Source organism: Streptomyces sp. NPDC058685 (genome assembly GCF_042714725.1).
In the GTDB taxonomy this organism is placed as follows: domain Bacteria; phylum Actinomycetota; class Actinomycetes; order Streptomycetales; family Streptomycetaceae; genus Streptomyces.
Genome location: NZ_JBHXSL010000056.1, coordinates 33934 through 47292, shown reverse-complemented (window position 1 = coordinate 47292; position 13359 = coordinate 33934). Strand labels below are relative to the sequence as shown.

The 13359-nt window shown below is 68.1% G+C and carries 12 protein-coding genes and 2 pseudogenes; 10 read left to right on the top strand and 4 right to left on the bottom strand.

What is annotated here, in order from left to right; translation table 11 throughout:
* A pseudogene (locus tag ACFWU3_RS30960) lies at positions 1-240 on the top strand (AraC family transcriptional regulator); the annotation flags it as partial.
* Positions 241-558: 318 nt separating this feature from the next.
* Here the strand turns inward: ACFWU3_RS30960 and ACFWU3_RS30955 are convergent.
* Both ACFWU3_RS30955 and ACFWU3_RS30950 read right to left on the bottom strand, forming a co-directional pair.
* A complete protein-coding gene (locus ACFWU3_RS30955) occupies positions 559-1503 on the bottom strand; it encodes an ornithine cyclodeaminase family protein (RefSeq protein WP_384444327.1) in 945 nt (314 codons plus the stop codon).
* A gap of 4 nt (positions 1504-1507) precedes the next feature.
* Entirely contained in the window at positions 1508-2020 is a 513-nt protein-coding gene (locus ACFWU3_RS30950; RefSeq protein ID WP_384444325.1) for a MarR family winged helix-turn-helix transcriptional regulator, read from the bottom strand.
* 138 nt (positions 2021-2158) lie between these two features.
* On the opposite strand from ACFWU3_RS30950, the gene ACFWU3_RS30945 reads away from it, so the two are divergent.
* The 4 genes from ACFWU3_RS30945 to ACFWU3_RS30930 all read left to right on the top strand — a co-directional run bounded on the left by ACFWU3_RS30945 (position 2159) and on the right by ACFWU3_RS30930 (position 6792).
* Positions 2159-2722 (top strand): NADPH-dependent FMN reductase, encoded by a 564-nt coding sequence (locus tag ACFWU3_RS30945; RefSeq protein WP_384444323.1) that lies wholly within the window; start codon positions 2159-2161, stop codon positions 2720-2722.
* Between the two features lie 427 nt (positions 2723-3149).
* Positions 3150-4658, top strand: a complete 1509-nt coding sequence (locus ACFWU3_RS30940; RefSeq protein ID WP_384444321.1) for an MFS transporter — start codon at positions 3150-3152, stop codon at positions 4656-4658.
* A 254-nt stretch (positions 4659-4912) separates the two neighbouring features.
* Entirely contained in the window at positions 4913-5794 is an 882-nt protein-coding gene (gene mca / locus ACFWU3_RS30935) for a mycothiol conjugate amidase Mca (protein ID WP_384444319.1), read from the top strand.
* Positions 5795-6291: 497 nt separating this feature from the next.
* Complete coding sequence (locus ACFWU3_RS30930) at positions 6292-6792, top strand: helix-turn-helix domain-containing protein (protein WP_384444317.1); 501 nt, start codon at positions 6292-6294, stop codon at positions 6790-6792.
* Between the two features lie 91 nt (positions 6793-6883).
* On the opposite strand, the gene ACFWU3_RS30925 is transcribed toward ACFWU3_RS30930, so the two are convergent.
* A complete protein-coding gene (locus tag ACFWU3_RS30925; protein WP_384444315.1) occupies positions 6884-7297 on the bottom strand; it encodes an arsenate reductase ArsC in 414 nt (137 codons plus the stop codon).
* Positions 7298-7388: 91 nt separating this feature from the next.
* Here ACFWU3_RS30925 and ACFWU3_RS30920 point away from each other — a divergent pair, with 91 nt between their 5' ends.
* From ACFWU3_RS30920 to ACFWU3_RS30910, 3 genes and pseudogenes are all read left to right on the top strand, one after another.
* The gene (locus ACFWU3_RS30920; protein ID WP_384444313.1) at positions 7389-7697 is read left to right on the top strand and encodes an ArsR/SmtB family transcription factor; all 309 of its coding nucleotides are present in this window, start codon (positions 7389-7391) and stop codon (positions 7695-7697) included.
* Complete coding sequence (gene arsB / locus ACFWU3_RS30915) at positions 7694-8800, top strand: ACR3 family arsenite efflux transporter (RefSeq protein WP_384444311.1); 1107 nt, start codon at positions 7694-7696, stop codon at positions 8798-8800. Before ACFWU3_RS30920 ends, arsB begins: the two co-directional genes overlap by 4 nt.
* Positions 8797-9321, top strand: a pseudogene (locus tag ACFWU3_RS30910) (NAD(P)-binding protein); the annotation flags it as partial. The gene arsB and the pseudogene ACFWU3_RS30910, both read left to right, overlap by 4 nt.
* A 303-nt stretch (positions 9322-9624) precedes the next feature.
* On the opposite strand, the gene ACFWU3_RS30905 reads toward ACFWU3_RS30910, so the two are convergent.
* Positions 9625-10506 (bottom strand): helix-turn-helix domain-containing protein, encoded by an 882-nt coding sequence (locus tag ACFWU3_RS30905; protein WP_384444309.1) that lies wholly within the window; start codon positions 10504-10506, stop codon positions 9625-9627.
* A 319-nt stretch (positions 10507-10825) separates the two neighbouring features.
* Here ACFWU3_RS30905 and ACFWU3_RS30900 point away from each other — a divergent pair, with 319 nt between their 5' ends.
* Together ACFWU3_RS30900 and ACFWU3_RS30895 are read left to right on the top strand one after the other, a co-directional pair.
* Positions 10826-11863 carry a ketopantoate reductase family protein gene (locus ACFWU3_RS30900; protein ID WP_384444331.1) on the top strand — a complete coding sequence of 346 codons (1038 nt, stop codon included), beginning with the start codon at positions 10826-10828 and terminating at the stop codon, positions 11861-11863.
* Positions 11864-12299: 436 nt separating this feature from the next.
* The gene (locus tag ACFWU3_RS30895) at positions 12300-13283 is read left to right on the top strand and encodes an aldo/keto reductase (RefSeq protein ID WP_384444307.1); all 984 of its coding nucleotides are present in this window, start codon (positions 12300-12302) and stop codon (positions 13281-13283) included.
* Positions 13284-13359: the final 76 nt, after the last annotated feature.

The following is a 13359-nucleotide window of genomic DNA, read 5'->3' as shown; positions in this document are numbered from 1 at the left end:
CCCTTTGTCGAGGCCCTCGACGTCACCGTGCTGGACACGCCGTTCCACTCCGAGGGGAACATCGCCACGGCGGGCGGCTGCCTGGCGTCCCAGTACCTTGCGACGTGGGTGATGACGCGAACGGTCGGGGAGGACGTGGCACGTGGTGTCCTCGACTATGTGGCCCCGGTCGGCGAGAACCAGGAAACGGTGGAGCGGGCGCTGCGGGCCGTGCACGCGGGCGAGGTGGCGGTGCACTGAGGCTGTCGGGATCGATCTGCTGGAACGTTTTGGGGCTGGCCGGCAGGAGTGCCACATTCTGTCGGCTCGGCTCGGCTCAGCTCGTGGGGGAGTGACGGCCGGGCCGCCCGATCCGTGCTCATCGCTCCGGCGACGTGGGCGGCTCTTTGCCGTTGTGGACTGTTGGCGCCTGCCGGGGTTCCAGAACTGCTCTGGTCTCGGCCGGGCCCGATGGGGTTGAGGGGACCGGAAGGAGGGCTTACGGCGTGGTCAGTCGCTGGGGGAGATCAAGAAGAGGGCGCCTGGTCGCTGACGTCATTTCTGTGCGCTGCGGAGGCGTCAGGAGAGCAGGTCGATTTCCTGTCCGATGTCTTGTTGTTCTGCCTGCTGGTAGGCGAGCCACGCCAGAGCGAGGTCTTGCCAGGGAAGTCCGACCGGCGCGTAGACGGAGCGGTCCGTCGCACTGGTACGTCCCGGATGGTCTCCGCGCAGAACATCACCGAGTGTGGCCTGAGCGGCCGAGGTCGGAAGGCCGGCGGCCGACAGGACACCGGTGGTCGCGGCGAGTTCACGGTCGTCGACGACCAGGAGTGCGGATTCCAGCAGATCGGCGGCGAGTTCCTGCTTGCCGGGCTCATCGGCCCCGAGGCTGGTGATGTGCTGGCCGGGCCGGGTGTCGACCAGGCGCAGCAGCGGTGAGCGTGACCAGGTGGCGAGCAGGACGATGTCAGCGGCTGCGGCGACCTGTGTGGCGGAGGTCAGCAGGCGGCCGTCGTGGCGTGAGGCGAATGCCTTGGCGCGATCCGGATCCGCATCGTGCACGACGATCTCACGATGCCGCCGCAAGGCCGTCAGACCCTGCACCATGAGTTCGGCCTGCGCGCCCGCGCCGATCACTCCCACTGCTGAGCCGTCCGCCGACCCGGGGCTGGCCAGAAGGTGAGTCCCCAGGGCTGCGGCCAGCCCGGTGCGCCATGCGGTGATGGTGGCGGAATCCATCAGGGCGAGGAGCCGGCCGTCGTGACCACTGTGGAGGCAGACAACTCCGCGCAGGGCCGGTCGGGCTCCGGGGAACTTGGCGTTGGCTTTCACCGTGTACGCCTCGATGCCGGGCAGCACACCGGGGATCAGAGCCGTGGCAGTGCCGGGAAACGGCAGGTCCGTACGTACTCGTTGCCCGGCGATCGGGGAGGCGGGGGCGCGGAATCCGTCGCGCAGAGCAGCGATGCAGGACGCCGGGTCCAGCACGGCCTGCAGGTCACTGCGGGTCAGTAGACGGGTCATCCACTCATGATCCCTTGCGGACCCGGCCCTGCTGCTCCCAGCGGTCGATCCGCTCGCTGATCTTCTCGGCGGCGGCGCGCAGGCCCGCCAGCTCGGCGGGGTCGAGAACGTCGAAGACGAGGTCGCGTACCAGGGCGACGTGTCCCGGGGCGGCTTCGGTGAGATGGGCGTAGCCGGCGTCGGTCAGGATCGCCTGGGTGTAGCGGCCGTTGGTGGGGTCGGGTTCGCGGCTGACGAAACCGCGGCGTTCCAGCCTGCTGATCATGTGAGAGAGACGGGACTGCTCGGAGTTGGCGAGGACGGCGAGGTCGCTCATGCGCATTCGGCGTCCCGGCCGGCCGGACAGTCCGGCGAGGACGTAGTACTCGGTGTAACTGAGGTGCGCGTCCTGCTGAAGCTGGGCTTCCAGCGCGGACGGCAGCCGGTGCAGCATCAGGCCGAGTTGCTGCCATGTCTCCTGCTCTGCCGGGGTCAGCCAGCGTGGCTGATCGTTCGGGTGCGGAGGCTGTTCAGGCATGCCCCGGAGTCTAGCTGGCGTGAACGTTCACGAGTCGCGACTCACACTTGAACATTCATGAGTCATTCCGTAAGGTCTGACATGAAGATTCAAGTGAACGGGCCGACTCCGCATGGCGGCCCATCAAGGAGAAGACCCATGAGTGACCTGAAGATCGCCGTCATCCTCGGCAGCACCCGTCCCGGCCGCAACGGCAAGGTTGTCGCGGACTGGGTAGTGGACCGGGCCGCCGCCCGCACCGGCGCCGAGTACGAGCTGGTCGACCTCGCCGACTACCCGCTGCCCCACCTCGACGAGGCCATTCCGCCGGCCATGGGCCAGTACCAGGGTGAGCACACCAAGGCGTGGGCGGCCAAGATCGCCGAGTTCGACGGCTACATCTTCGTGACCCCCGAGTACAACCACTCCACCTCCGGCGTACTCAAGAACGCGATCGACTACCTGTACGGCGAGTGGAACAACAAGGCCGCCGCTTTCGTCTCCTACGGTTCCCTCGGCGGCGCGCGAGCCATCGAGCATCTGCGGGGCGTGGCGAGCGAACTTCAGCTGGCCCACGTGCGTCAGCAGCTGTCCTTCTCACTGTTCACCGACTTCGAGAACTTCTCCGTCTTCAAGCCGGCCGAGCAGCACGACGCTGCGGCGACCACCCTGTTCGACCAGTTGGAGTCCTGGGCCCGCGCCCTCAAGACGGTCCGGGTCTGACGCCCTCGCCCGCCGGAAGACGGGCGACCGCCCCTCAGCGGCGAGTCCCGGAACGGACGGCGTTTCCGTTCCGGGACCGCGCCTGATCACCTCACCAATTTCGCCACCGTGCCCACGACGAGGTCTTCGACCGTGCGCGCCTCGAGTCGCGTCTTGACCCTGCGCACCGCCGCTGTCCGGGGCAACCGGGACGGCGGGGACGAGTCCACATCGTCTCCGGCTGTCGCCACCCCTGCGAACGCGCTCAACGTGTCGGCACTGTCAGCGGCCGTCGCCACCTCCCCCTTGGCAGACGGCCCGCCCAGCGGCGGCTGGTCCTGCGGACGGTCTGCCGCGTGCGGGGCGAGATCCCTGCGAGGCACGTCCTCGGCCATCATCCGCCCGCATTTCCCTCACGCCCTCACGAAGTCTCGAAGTGGATACCCTCATGTCTCGAAAAGCCTTCAAGGCCCACGGCGACGCGCATGCCAACCGCTGGAAGGCGCTCGTCTTCATCGCGCTCGCGCAGTTGATGGTCGTCCTCGACGCCACCATCGTGAACATCGCCCTGCCGTCCGCCCAGCAGGATCTCGGCATCTCCGACGGCGACCGGCAGTGGGTTGTCACGGCGTACGCCCTGGCCTTCGGCGGTCTGCTCCTGTTCGGCGGCCGGGTGGGCGACCTGTGGGGCCGCAAGCGCGCCTTCGTCATCGGTCTCATCGGTTTCGCCGCCGCCTCCGCGCTCGGCGGCGCGGCGACCACCGGCGCAACGATGTTCGGCGCCCGCGCCCTCCAGGGCGTCTTCGGCGCCCTGCTCGCCCCCGCAGCGCTCTCACTGCTCGCCGTCATGTTCACGGACGCAAAGGAGCGCGCCAAGGCATTCGGTATCTACGGGGCGATCGCCGGTGGCGGCAGCGCCGTCGGCTTCATCCTCGGAGGTGTGCTCACCGAATACCTGGACTGGCGCTGGACGTTCTTCGTCAACATCCCTTTCGCCACCGTGGCGGCGGCCGGCGCCTACTTCGTCGTCCGTGAGCCCGAGGGCGGCCGCAACCGCTCGCCACTCGACATCCCCGGCGTCGTCCTGTCCACCCTGGGCCTGGTCTCGCTGGTCTACGGCTTCACCCGCGCCGAGTGCGACGGCTGGGGCGACACCACGACCATCTGCCTGTTCGTCGTGTCGGTGGTCCTGCTGCTCGCCTTCGTTCTCACAGAGGCGAAGGTCAAGGCTCCGCTGCTGCCCCTGCGCGTGGTCACCGACCGCAACCGCGGTGGCGTCTATCTCTCCCTCGGCATCGCGGTCATCGCGATGTTCGGCACCTTCCTGTTCCTGACCTACTACCTACAGGTCGTGAAGGGCTACTCGCCGGTCAGGAGCGGGTTCTCCTTCCTGCCGATGGTCGCGGGCATGATGGTCGGCTCGACCCAGATCGGCACGCGACTGGTCACCCGCGTCCCGCCACGGTTGCTGATGGGCCCGGGCTTCCTCGTGGCCATGGCCGGCATGCTCCTGCTGGCGCAGCTGGAGGTCGGCTCGTCGTACGCCTCCACCGTCCTGCCCGCGCTGCTGCTGCTCGGTCTCGGCATGGGTATGACGTTCACGCCCGCCATGTCCCTGCCCACCCTGGGCATCGAGCCCAGGGACGCCGGTGTCGCCTCCGCGATGGTCAACACCTCGCAGCAGGTGGGCGGAGCGATCGGCACGGCCCTGCTGAACACGATCGCCGCCTCCGCGACGACCGCGTATGTCAGGGGCCACATCGCCGGCGCCGCGACGAAGCCGGAGCAGCAACTCCTCCAGTTGCAGGGCGTGGTGCACGGTTACACCATCGCCATCTGGTTCGCCATCGGCATGCTGTTGATCGCCACCCTGGTCGTCCTGGCCCTGGTCAACGCCGGCCGCGAGGGCAGTGAAAGAAGCGCGGACGAGGTCGCGCTGCCGGTGGTTGCCCACTGAGGCACCGGGCGGCACGCGGATGCCACCGTCACGGTGACCCGGAGAGCCCACGGCTCAGGACACAGTCGGACACACCATGACGTGAGCTCAGATGCTCGCGCCACACCCGAGTTGAGCCACAGCGACGGTGGACCGGTACGCACACCACATCACCGCCATGAAAGCCATGGCAGGCCGCTGAGCGGCCCGCTGTTCGGTGCGGGCCCCGGCCGACTACTCCCGCCCCGCAGCGGGCGATGCGGAAGGAACGTACGTTGACAGAGCAGTTGCGGCTGATGGCGGTCCACGCCCACCCGGACGACGAGTCCAGCAAGGGCGCGGCCAGCATGGCGAAGTACCTCGCCCAGGGCGTGGACGTCCTGGTGGTCACCTGTACCGGGGGCGAGCGTGGTTCCATCCTCAACCCCAAGCTCCGCGGCGACCCCACGATCGAAGCCAACATCCACGAGGTCCGGCGCAGGGAAATGGACGCCGCGCGGGAGATCCTCGGCGTCAAGCAGGAATGGCTCGGCTTTGTCGACTCCGGCCTGCCGGAGGGCGACCCGCTGCCCCCGCTGCCCGAGGGGTGCTTCGCCCTGGAACCGCTGGAGAAGGCCGCGGAGCCGCTGGTGCGGCTCATCCGCGAGTTCCGTCCGCACGTGATCACCACGTACGACGAGACCGGCGGCTACCCGCACCCCGACCACATCATGACCCACACGGTCACGATGGCCGCCTTCGATGCGGCCGGGGACCCCGACGCCTACCCGGACTCCGGTGAGCCCTGGCAGCCGCTGAAGGTGTACTACAACCACGGCTTGTCGATGGCCCGGATCCGCGCCCTCCACGCCTACCTGATGGAGCACGGCCACGAGTCCCCCTACGGCGAGTGGATCGCCGCCTGGGAGCACGAGGGCCTCGAGGATCGCGAGTTCACCACCCGGGTCCATTGCGCCGACTGGTTCGACGTGCGCGAGCGCGCGCTGCTCGCCCACACCACCCAGATCGACCCGGACGGCCCGTGGTTCCTGGTGCCGCTCGACGCCCAGCGTGAAATATGGCCGACGGAGGAGTACGAGCTGGCCCGCTCGCTGATCGACACCTCGCTGCCTGAGGACGATTTGTTCGCCGGCGTCACCGCCGGCGTCACCGTCTGACCTGGCTGCTTCTGGCGGCTCATTCCAACTACCCGCCGGACGGCGCCCGCTGGCCCCCGATCGTCACACCGGGAACAGGCCGCACAGCGGTTGGGGCGGTGCAGTCGGCCAAACCCACGCCTGGCCCACGCGTACGGCCGGGACAACGGCTGCGCATGGTGTCCCTGTGGCCGGCCCCCGCTCCCGGGAAAGACCACCTACACCTACGACGGGCTGGGCCGCCTGAAGACCGTCAAGGACGGACGAGGGGGCGTCACCCTGCACGAGTACGACCACCGCGTCCGGCTCACGAAGGGCGACGCCTCCGACTACGCGACCGTCACCTACTCTTACTCCTACTCCAAGGCGGGACGGCGGCAAGAATCGCGCCAAGACCGATGCGGTCGCCGGGCGAACGACCAGCTACACCTACCGGGGGCCAGCGGGCGCTGGCATAGCCGTCATTCTCCGCATCTTCCCTTCTAGTGGTCGTCGCGCCACCCCAGTTCAGGGGTGCGATGGACTTCAAGATTCGGGAGAACCGGCAGGAGGCTGTAGGCCGTAGAGCCCTGGTCCGTGAGCGAGCGGAATACGTCTGGCTCATGGGCCAGGGCTTCACCAACACACAGGCTTGCCGCATCGTTGGGATCAACCGGCGGACTGGCAAGCGGTGGCGGCACGGCCGCCAGGCCACGGGAGTGACACGGGGCGCTCCACCGGTCCTCAGACCGCTGTCACCCGACAGGCCGTCCTGCTACCTGCGGGAGCCTGAGCGCACGCATAGATTCGCCGCAACGGCATGCCGCTACGCCAGGGCACCTCCCGCTGGGCCTACCAGCCGCACCCCGCGCAGGCCCGCGCCGACGCCCGGCGGCCTCGCCCGAAGCCGGGAAAGATCGGCCAGAACCCCCGAACTGCGCGACTTCATCCAGGACCGCCTTGCACCCGGCTGGAGTCCGGAACAGATCTGCCAGGCGCTCTGCGGACACGCTTCCCCGACCGGCCGGAGATGCACGTGACCCACGAGACGATCCGACCTGAATCAGCTGATGCTCAAGACCGCACAGCCGGAGCCAATGACGATGACGTTGCGTACGTCGGGGGAGACGCTCACCTGGTGGTCTCCGCGTCGATCTCGTCGATCAGGCCCTCGACCAGCTTCTTGATCTCGTCGCGGATCGGGCGGACGGCCTCGACGCCCTGTCCGACCGGGTCTTCCAGCGTCCAGTCGAGGTAGCGCTTGCCTGGGAAGACGGGGCAGGTGTCGCCGCAGCCCATGGTGATGCAGACGTCGGACGCCTTGACCGCGTCGACGGTGAGGATCTTGGGCGTCTCGGCCGTGATGTCGATGCCGACCTCGCGCATCGCCTCGACCGCCGCGGGGTTGACCTGGTCCGCAGGGGCGGAGCCGGCGGAGCGGACCTCGATCCGGTCTCCGGCCAGGTGACTGAGCCAGCCGGCGGCCATCTGGGAACGACCGGCGTTGTGGACACAGACGAACAGCACCGAGGGCTTCTCGGACATCAGGAGGTCTCACTTGTCTCGCGATGATTCAGGCACACGTGACATCAGCACCCGGTGGCGTCAGCTACCACTGATGTGACAGTATCAGCCCATGATGACGTCAGTCGACACTGACCTGATCCGGGTGCTGGCCGACCCGCTCAGGCTTCAGATCGTGACCCTGCTCGCCCGCGAGATGCTCTGCACCACGCACCTGGTCGAGGAGACCGGGGCGCGGCAGACGAATGTCTCCAACCACCTGCGCGTGCTGCGTGAGGCAGGGGTGGTGGAGACCGAGCCGTGCGGGCGCTTCACGTACTACAAGCTGCGGCCGGACGTCATTGCCCAGCTCGCCGGCCAGTTCGCCGATCTGGCCGACTCTGCCCGCAGTGCTGCCGAGAACAAGAGGGCCTGTCCGTGACCCCCACTGAACCGACCACCGCCGCGCCTCTGCAGAGCGGCGAGGAGGCTTCGGTCGTTGCCAAGCTGTCCACTCTCGACCGGTTCCTCGCTGTGTGGATCCTGTTGGCCATGGGCCTCGGGCTCGGGCTGGGCCGGCTCATCCCCGGGATGAACGATGCTTTGGCGAAGGTCGAGATCGGTGGCATCTCGCTGCCCATCGCGGTCGGCCTGTTGATCATGATGTATCCGGTGCTGGCGAAGGTCCGCTACGACAAGCTGGATGCCGTCACCGGCGACAGGAAGCTGATGGTGTCGTCGCTCGTCATCAACTGGATTGCCGGTCCGGCGATCATGTTCGCGCTGGCGTGGATCTTCCTGCCGGACCTGCCCGAGTACCGCACCGGGCTGATCATCGTCGGTCTCGCCCGGTGCATCGCCATGGTCATCATCTGGAACGATCTCGCCTGCGGCGACCGTGAGGCAGCGGCTGTGCTGGTGGCGCTCAACTCGGTGTTCCAGGTCATTGCGTTCGGCCTGTTGGGCTGGCTCTACCTCGACCTCCTGCCCGGCTGGCTGGGTCTGGGTGAGGGGGAGAAGCTCGACATCTCGATGTGGAAGATCGCGCTGAACGTCGTCATCTTCCTCGGAGTGCCGCTGCTGGCAGGCTTCCTGACCCGCCGCATCGGTGAGAAGAAGATGGGGCGCGAGTCCTACGAGGCGAAGTTCCTGCCGAAGATCGGGCCTTGGGCGCTGTACGGCCTGCTGTTCACGATCGTCATCCTCTTCGCCCTGCAGGGGAAGACGATCACCTCGCAGCCGCTGGACGTGGCCCGCATCGCGCTGCCGCTGCTCGTCTACTTCGCGCTGATGTGGTTCGGTACCTTCCTGCTCGGCAAGGCCATCGGACTGAACTACGACCGCACCGCCACGCTCGCGTTCACTGCGGCGGGCAACAACTTCGAACTGGCCATCGCGGTCGCGATCGCCACCTTCGGCGTCACCTCGGGCCAGGCCCTCTCGGGTGTGGTCGGACCGCTGATCGAGGTTCCGGTGCTGGTCGCGCTGGTCTACGTATCCCTGGCGTGGCGCAAGAAGTTCACGGCGCAACAGCTCTCAGCATGACACAGCGCTCCGATGTGGTGGTGGTCGGCGGCGGCCAGTCAGGTCTCGCTGCCGGCTACCACCTCCGCCGCCTCGGGGTGGACTTCGTCATCCTCGATGCGCAGTCCACGCCGGGCGGAGTCCGGCAGCACGTCTGGGACCCACTGCAATCGACTACCTTGCCGACTACGAAAAGCGCTACGACCTGCCGGTCCAGCACGGTGCCCACACCGTCGACTACCGACGCCCTACAGACTTCGCGGGACAGCACGTGATCGTGGTCGGCGGGGCAACTCCGGCGCGCAGATCGCCGCCGACCTCGCCCCGGTCACCGAACTGACCAGGTCACCCAGCGCGAACCGCGTTACCTCGCCGACGACATCGACGGCCGGGCACTGTTCGACGTCGCCACGGTCCGTCGCCGCGCCCTCGACGAAGGACGCACCGACAGCGGCGGCGTCGCCTCCCTCGGCGACATCGTCGCCGTCCCACCCGTCCGGGCGATGCGTGACGTCGGACTCCTCACGGCCCGCCCCGTATGGCGTAGTGGGTTGGGGAGGCACGACTCGCTGCAGTGGACTTTGCCGGCTGCGGAAAGCACCGCGTCGGCGGACTCGTGAATCATGCGGGTTTACTAGTCTGTCGCACCGCGTGCGACGCTGTGGGCTGGCTGCTGCGTGCTCGTCCTCCTCAAGGACCTTCTCGGTCCCCGAATTCTGGGAAGGGCCAGACCCGCAAGAACCTCTGCCCTACCCATAGCGTGCCCGCCTGCATGCTGGGAGAGGGGCCGCCGACGGGATGCTGCAGACGGCGCGCCTCAGCGGCTTGCGGTCTGGGTCAGGTGGTCAGGTGAGGCGTTCGTGGAGGTCGGGTTCGGGCTGTTCCGGGGTGGCGGCCCAAGTGGACAGGAGGTGCAGCGCGTCAGCACTGGGGGAGTTGGGAACAGCGCTGTAGATCACGAGCGTGAGGGCGGGGTCGGAGGCCAGGGACATGGATTCACCGTTCAGGTCCAGGTCCCCGACGGCCGGGTGGTGGAACTTCTTTGCGCTGGCGCGGTGTTGGCGGACGTTATGGTCTGCCCACCGCTTCCGGAAGATCTCGCTGCGGGTGGACAGTTCTCCGATGAGGTCGGTGAGGTCCTTGTCGTAGGGGTTTCGGCCGGCTTCGGCGCGGAGCATTGCGGCGACATCGTCGGCCGCCTTGTCCCAGGCGGGAAGAAATGCGCGGGCGGCCGGCTCGAGGTAGATGAATCTGGCGAGGTTGGCCGGGCGGCGCGGGATCACGAGCAGGGGCGCGTAGAGGGCGCGGGCCAGGTGGTTGACGGCCATCAGGTCATGGTGATCGTTGTGGATGAAGGCGGGCGCATCCCTGATGGCGTCCAGCATGTGCTGCAAGGCGGGCCGTAGGCGCTTGGAAGAGCTGCGGCGGTGGGCTGCGGCGGAGGCGGGGGCGCGGCGGGCGAGGTCGTACAGGTACTGGCGTTCGGCATCATCGAGGTGAAGCGCGCGGGCGACGCGGTCCAGGACGCTGTCGGAGGCTCCCGCCAGGTTTCCCCGTTCCAATCGCACGTAGTAGTCGACCGAGACGCCGGCCAGCATCGCGACCTCCTCGCGGCGCAGCCCTTTGACGCGCCTGTTGCCTCCGTAGACCGGCAGCCCGGCCTGGTCGGGGCTGATACGAGCACGGCGGGAGGCGAGGAACTCCTTGATCTCGGCACGGTCGTCCATGGTGTCCACGGTAGGCGAGGGTCTGGGGATGAGGCAGGTACTGGCGTTACCTGGAAGACCGGGCCCTGCCGCCGACCCGTGGAACTCCGTTCACTGGGGGTGGCCCTTCGGGACGTCTGAGGCGACCTGCTTCAGACGGGCACCCTGAGCAGCCAGGACGACGTGAAGGGAGCCTTTCGGGGACGACAAGATCGGTGACGTCGTCCATTTCGAGGTCGCGAGCCGCGACAATCAAATCCAACACTCAAGAAAAGCGATCATGAAGCTCACGACTGCGGGGGCCTCGGAGGTCTCCCGTATCGATCTGCGGACGGCGGACATGTCGAAACCAGTCGGTACGCGCTACATCATCATCGGAGCCGGGGCGATCGGCGGAACCATCGGGGCGCGCCTGGCTGATGCCGGCCATGAGGTGGTCCTCGTCGCGAGGGGCACGCACTACGAAGTGATGAAGGCGGATGGGTTGCGCTTCCAGGCCCCCGACGGCGAACACGTCCACCGGCTCGCCGTCGTCCAAGGTCCGGACGCACTGGGCGAGTTGCGAGCGGACGACGTGCTCGTGCTGGCCGTCAAGTCCCAAGACAGCGGGGTTGCACTGGATACCTGGGGCGCGGCACCGGTTGCCGGCGGCGGCACTGCCGCGGAAAGGCTGCCAATGGTGTGCGTTCAGAACGGCGTCGAAGGCCAGCGGATCGCTCTGCGCTGCTTCCGCCGCGTGTACGGCGTGTGCGTCTGGCTGCCCGCCGCCTTCGTCGAACCGGGGGTGGTCTCCGCGCCCGGCGCTCCGCTCACCGGCGTTCTGCATATCGGGCGGCACCCCCACGGCGTTGACGACACCGTCCGCAAGATCGCCGCCGACCTGGAGACCGCCTGCTTCGAGGCCCCGGTGGTTGCCGATGTGGCCCGTTGGCAGTACGCCAAGCTACTGGGCAACCTGGCCAATGCGATCAACGCGTTGAGTTGGCCGATCGCCGGGGAGGAGGCGCGGCGGTTGTACGAGCAGGTACGCGCGGAGGGCGAGTCGGTCCTCAGGGCCGCCGGAATCCCCCATGTGAGCGGGCAGGAACAGCAGGAGGCCCACGGCGGCAAGGTGCGTTGGGTCGGAGGGGGCGGTGGTTCCTCCTGGCAGTCCCTCACCCGTGGCACGGGAACGATCGAGGCCGACTACCTCAACGGTGAGATCGTCCTGCTGGGGCGGCTGCACGGCGTCCCAACCCCGCTGAACGAGCTGTTGCAGCGGATGGCCACCACTTTCGCGCGTGAACGGCGGCCGGCTGGGTCGCTGCCGGAGGCGGAGCTGGTGCGACTGGCGGACGAGGCGGTGGCGGCAGCGGGAGCTGGGGGTGTCGCGTTGTGACTCAGCGGGGCATCCCGCGCGTTCCGTGGCGGTCACGGGCGATCCGCGCAAGCGGTTGGAGCCCTTCATCTGCCGATATCGGAGTACAGGCGGGTAGGCAGGCCCGCCTGAGGCCTATGCGGTATTGAGCTCCGCCCCCGATCGGAAGACACGGGCCGTGGGCCGGGGACCGACGGCTTCCGGGGCAGGCGGCATTTCCGGGACGAGGCAGGTACTGGCAGTACCTGGAAGACCAGGCACTGCCACAGGCCGGCGAAACGACGTTCACTGGGGTGGGCGTTCAGGCAGCCGGCGCCACTTAGGGCCCTCTGCTTTGTGCGAGTCATCTGGGCGCCGAAGCGGCGGAGAGGCTGCGCATCGCCGCCGACACTGTCGGTGACATCGTCCCCCCAGCCGCGATCAGCGACGACCACCTCGAACATTCGAAAGAGCGATCATGAAGCACAGCACTCTGGGAGATCTCGAAGTCTCGCGCATCGGCCTGGGCACGATGGGCATGTCTTCCTACTACAGCGGCGCTGGGAGCGACGACGCCGAGTCCGTCCGCACCATTCAGCGAGCGGTCGATCTGGGTGTCACGCTGATCGATACCGCCGAGGTCTACGGACCGTACGTCAATGAGGAACTCGTCGGCAGAGCGCTGTTGGGGCGCCGTGACGAGGTCGTGCTGGCGACCAAGTTCGGCTTGATCGCGCACGCGGACGCGGACGGCGGCATGCATGTCCTCGACAGCAGCCCGGCCAACATCCGCGCCGCGGTCGAAGGCTCCCTGAAGCGGCTCGGGACCGACCACATCGACCTGTATTACCAACACCGCATTGATCCCAATACTCCGATCGAGGCCGTGGCGGGCGCAGTTGCAGAGCTGGTGCAGGAGGGCAAGGTGCGGTATTTCGGCCTGTCTGAGGTCGGCCCGGACACGATCCGCCGGGCCCATGCCGTGCACCCGGTGGCGGCGGTCCAGTCGTCGTACTCGCTGTGGAACCGCGAGGTCGAGGAGCGGGTGCTGCCCACGCTGCGCGCGCTCGGTGTCGGCTTCGTCCCGTACTCACCGCTCGGCCACGGCTTCCTCACCGGCACGCTCCGCTCTCCCGAGCAGTTCGACGAGGGGGACTGGCGCCGGACCAGCCCTCGCTTCCAGGGCGAGAACTTCCGGCGCAACCTGGCCCTCGCTGACGAGATACGGGCCATCGCCGACGAGGCCGGCGCCACGCCGGCCCAGGTAGCTCTGGCCTGGCTGCTGGCCAAGGGCGAGCGGATCGTTCCCATCCCCGGCACCAAGCGGGTCACCCGCGTGGAGGAGAACATCGCCGCCGACACCGTTGAGCTGACCGCTGAGCAGCAGGCCAAGCTAGACAGCCTCCCCCCGGCCGCCGGCTCGGACGAAAGCGAGGAAGCGAGGCAGCGGATCGAGCGCTGACGCGCTCTCTCCCCAGCCACGCAGACTGGGGCCGGCCGGAGGGCCGCGCCGAGTGCGGTCGAGCCCCAGCCGAAGC

Coding starts and splice junctions, on each gene's coding strand:
- ACFWU3_RS30945 (WP_384444323.1), top strand. CDS start 2,159: ATGAGTGACCTGAAGATCGCCGTCATCCTCGGCAGCACCCGTCCCGGC.
- ACFWU3_RS30905 (WP_384444309.1), bottom strand. CDS start 10,506: ATGGACGACCGTGCCGAGATCAAGGAGTTCCTCGCCTCCCGCCGTGCT.
- ACFWU3_RS30895 (WP_384444307.1), top strand. CDS start 12,300: ATGAAGCACAGCACTCTGGGAGATCTCGAAGTCTCGCGCATCGGCCTG.
- ACFWU3_RS30955 (WP_384444327.1), bottom strand. CDS start 1,503: ATGACCCGTCTACTGACCCGCAGTGACCTGCAGGCCGTGCTGGACCCG.
- ACFWU3_RS30920 (WP_384444313.1), top strand. CDS start 7,389: ATGATGACGTCAGTCGACACTGACCTGATCCGGGTGCTGGCCGACCCG.
- ACFWU3_RS30950 (WP_384444325.1), bottom strand. CDS start 2,020: ATGCCTGAACAGCCTCCGCACCCGAACGATCAGCCACGCTGGCTGACC.
- ACFWU3_RS30925 (WP_384444315.1), bottom strand. CDS start 7,297: ATGTCCGAGAAGCCCTCGGTGCTGTTCGTCTGTGTCCACAACGCCGGT.
- ACFWU3_RS30940 (WP_384444321.1), top strand. CDS start 3,150: ATGTCTCGAAAAGCCTTCAAGGCCCACGGCGACGCGCATGCCAACCGC.
- ACFWU3_RS30900 (WP_384444331.1), top strand. CDS start 10,826: ATGTCGAAACCAGTCGGTACGCGCTACATCATCATCGGAGCCGGGGCG.
- ACFWU3_RS30930 (WP_384444317.1), top strand. CDS start 6,292: ATGGACTTCAAGATTCGGGAGAACCGGCAGGAGGCTGTAGGCCGTAGA.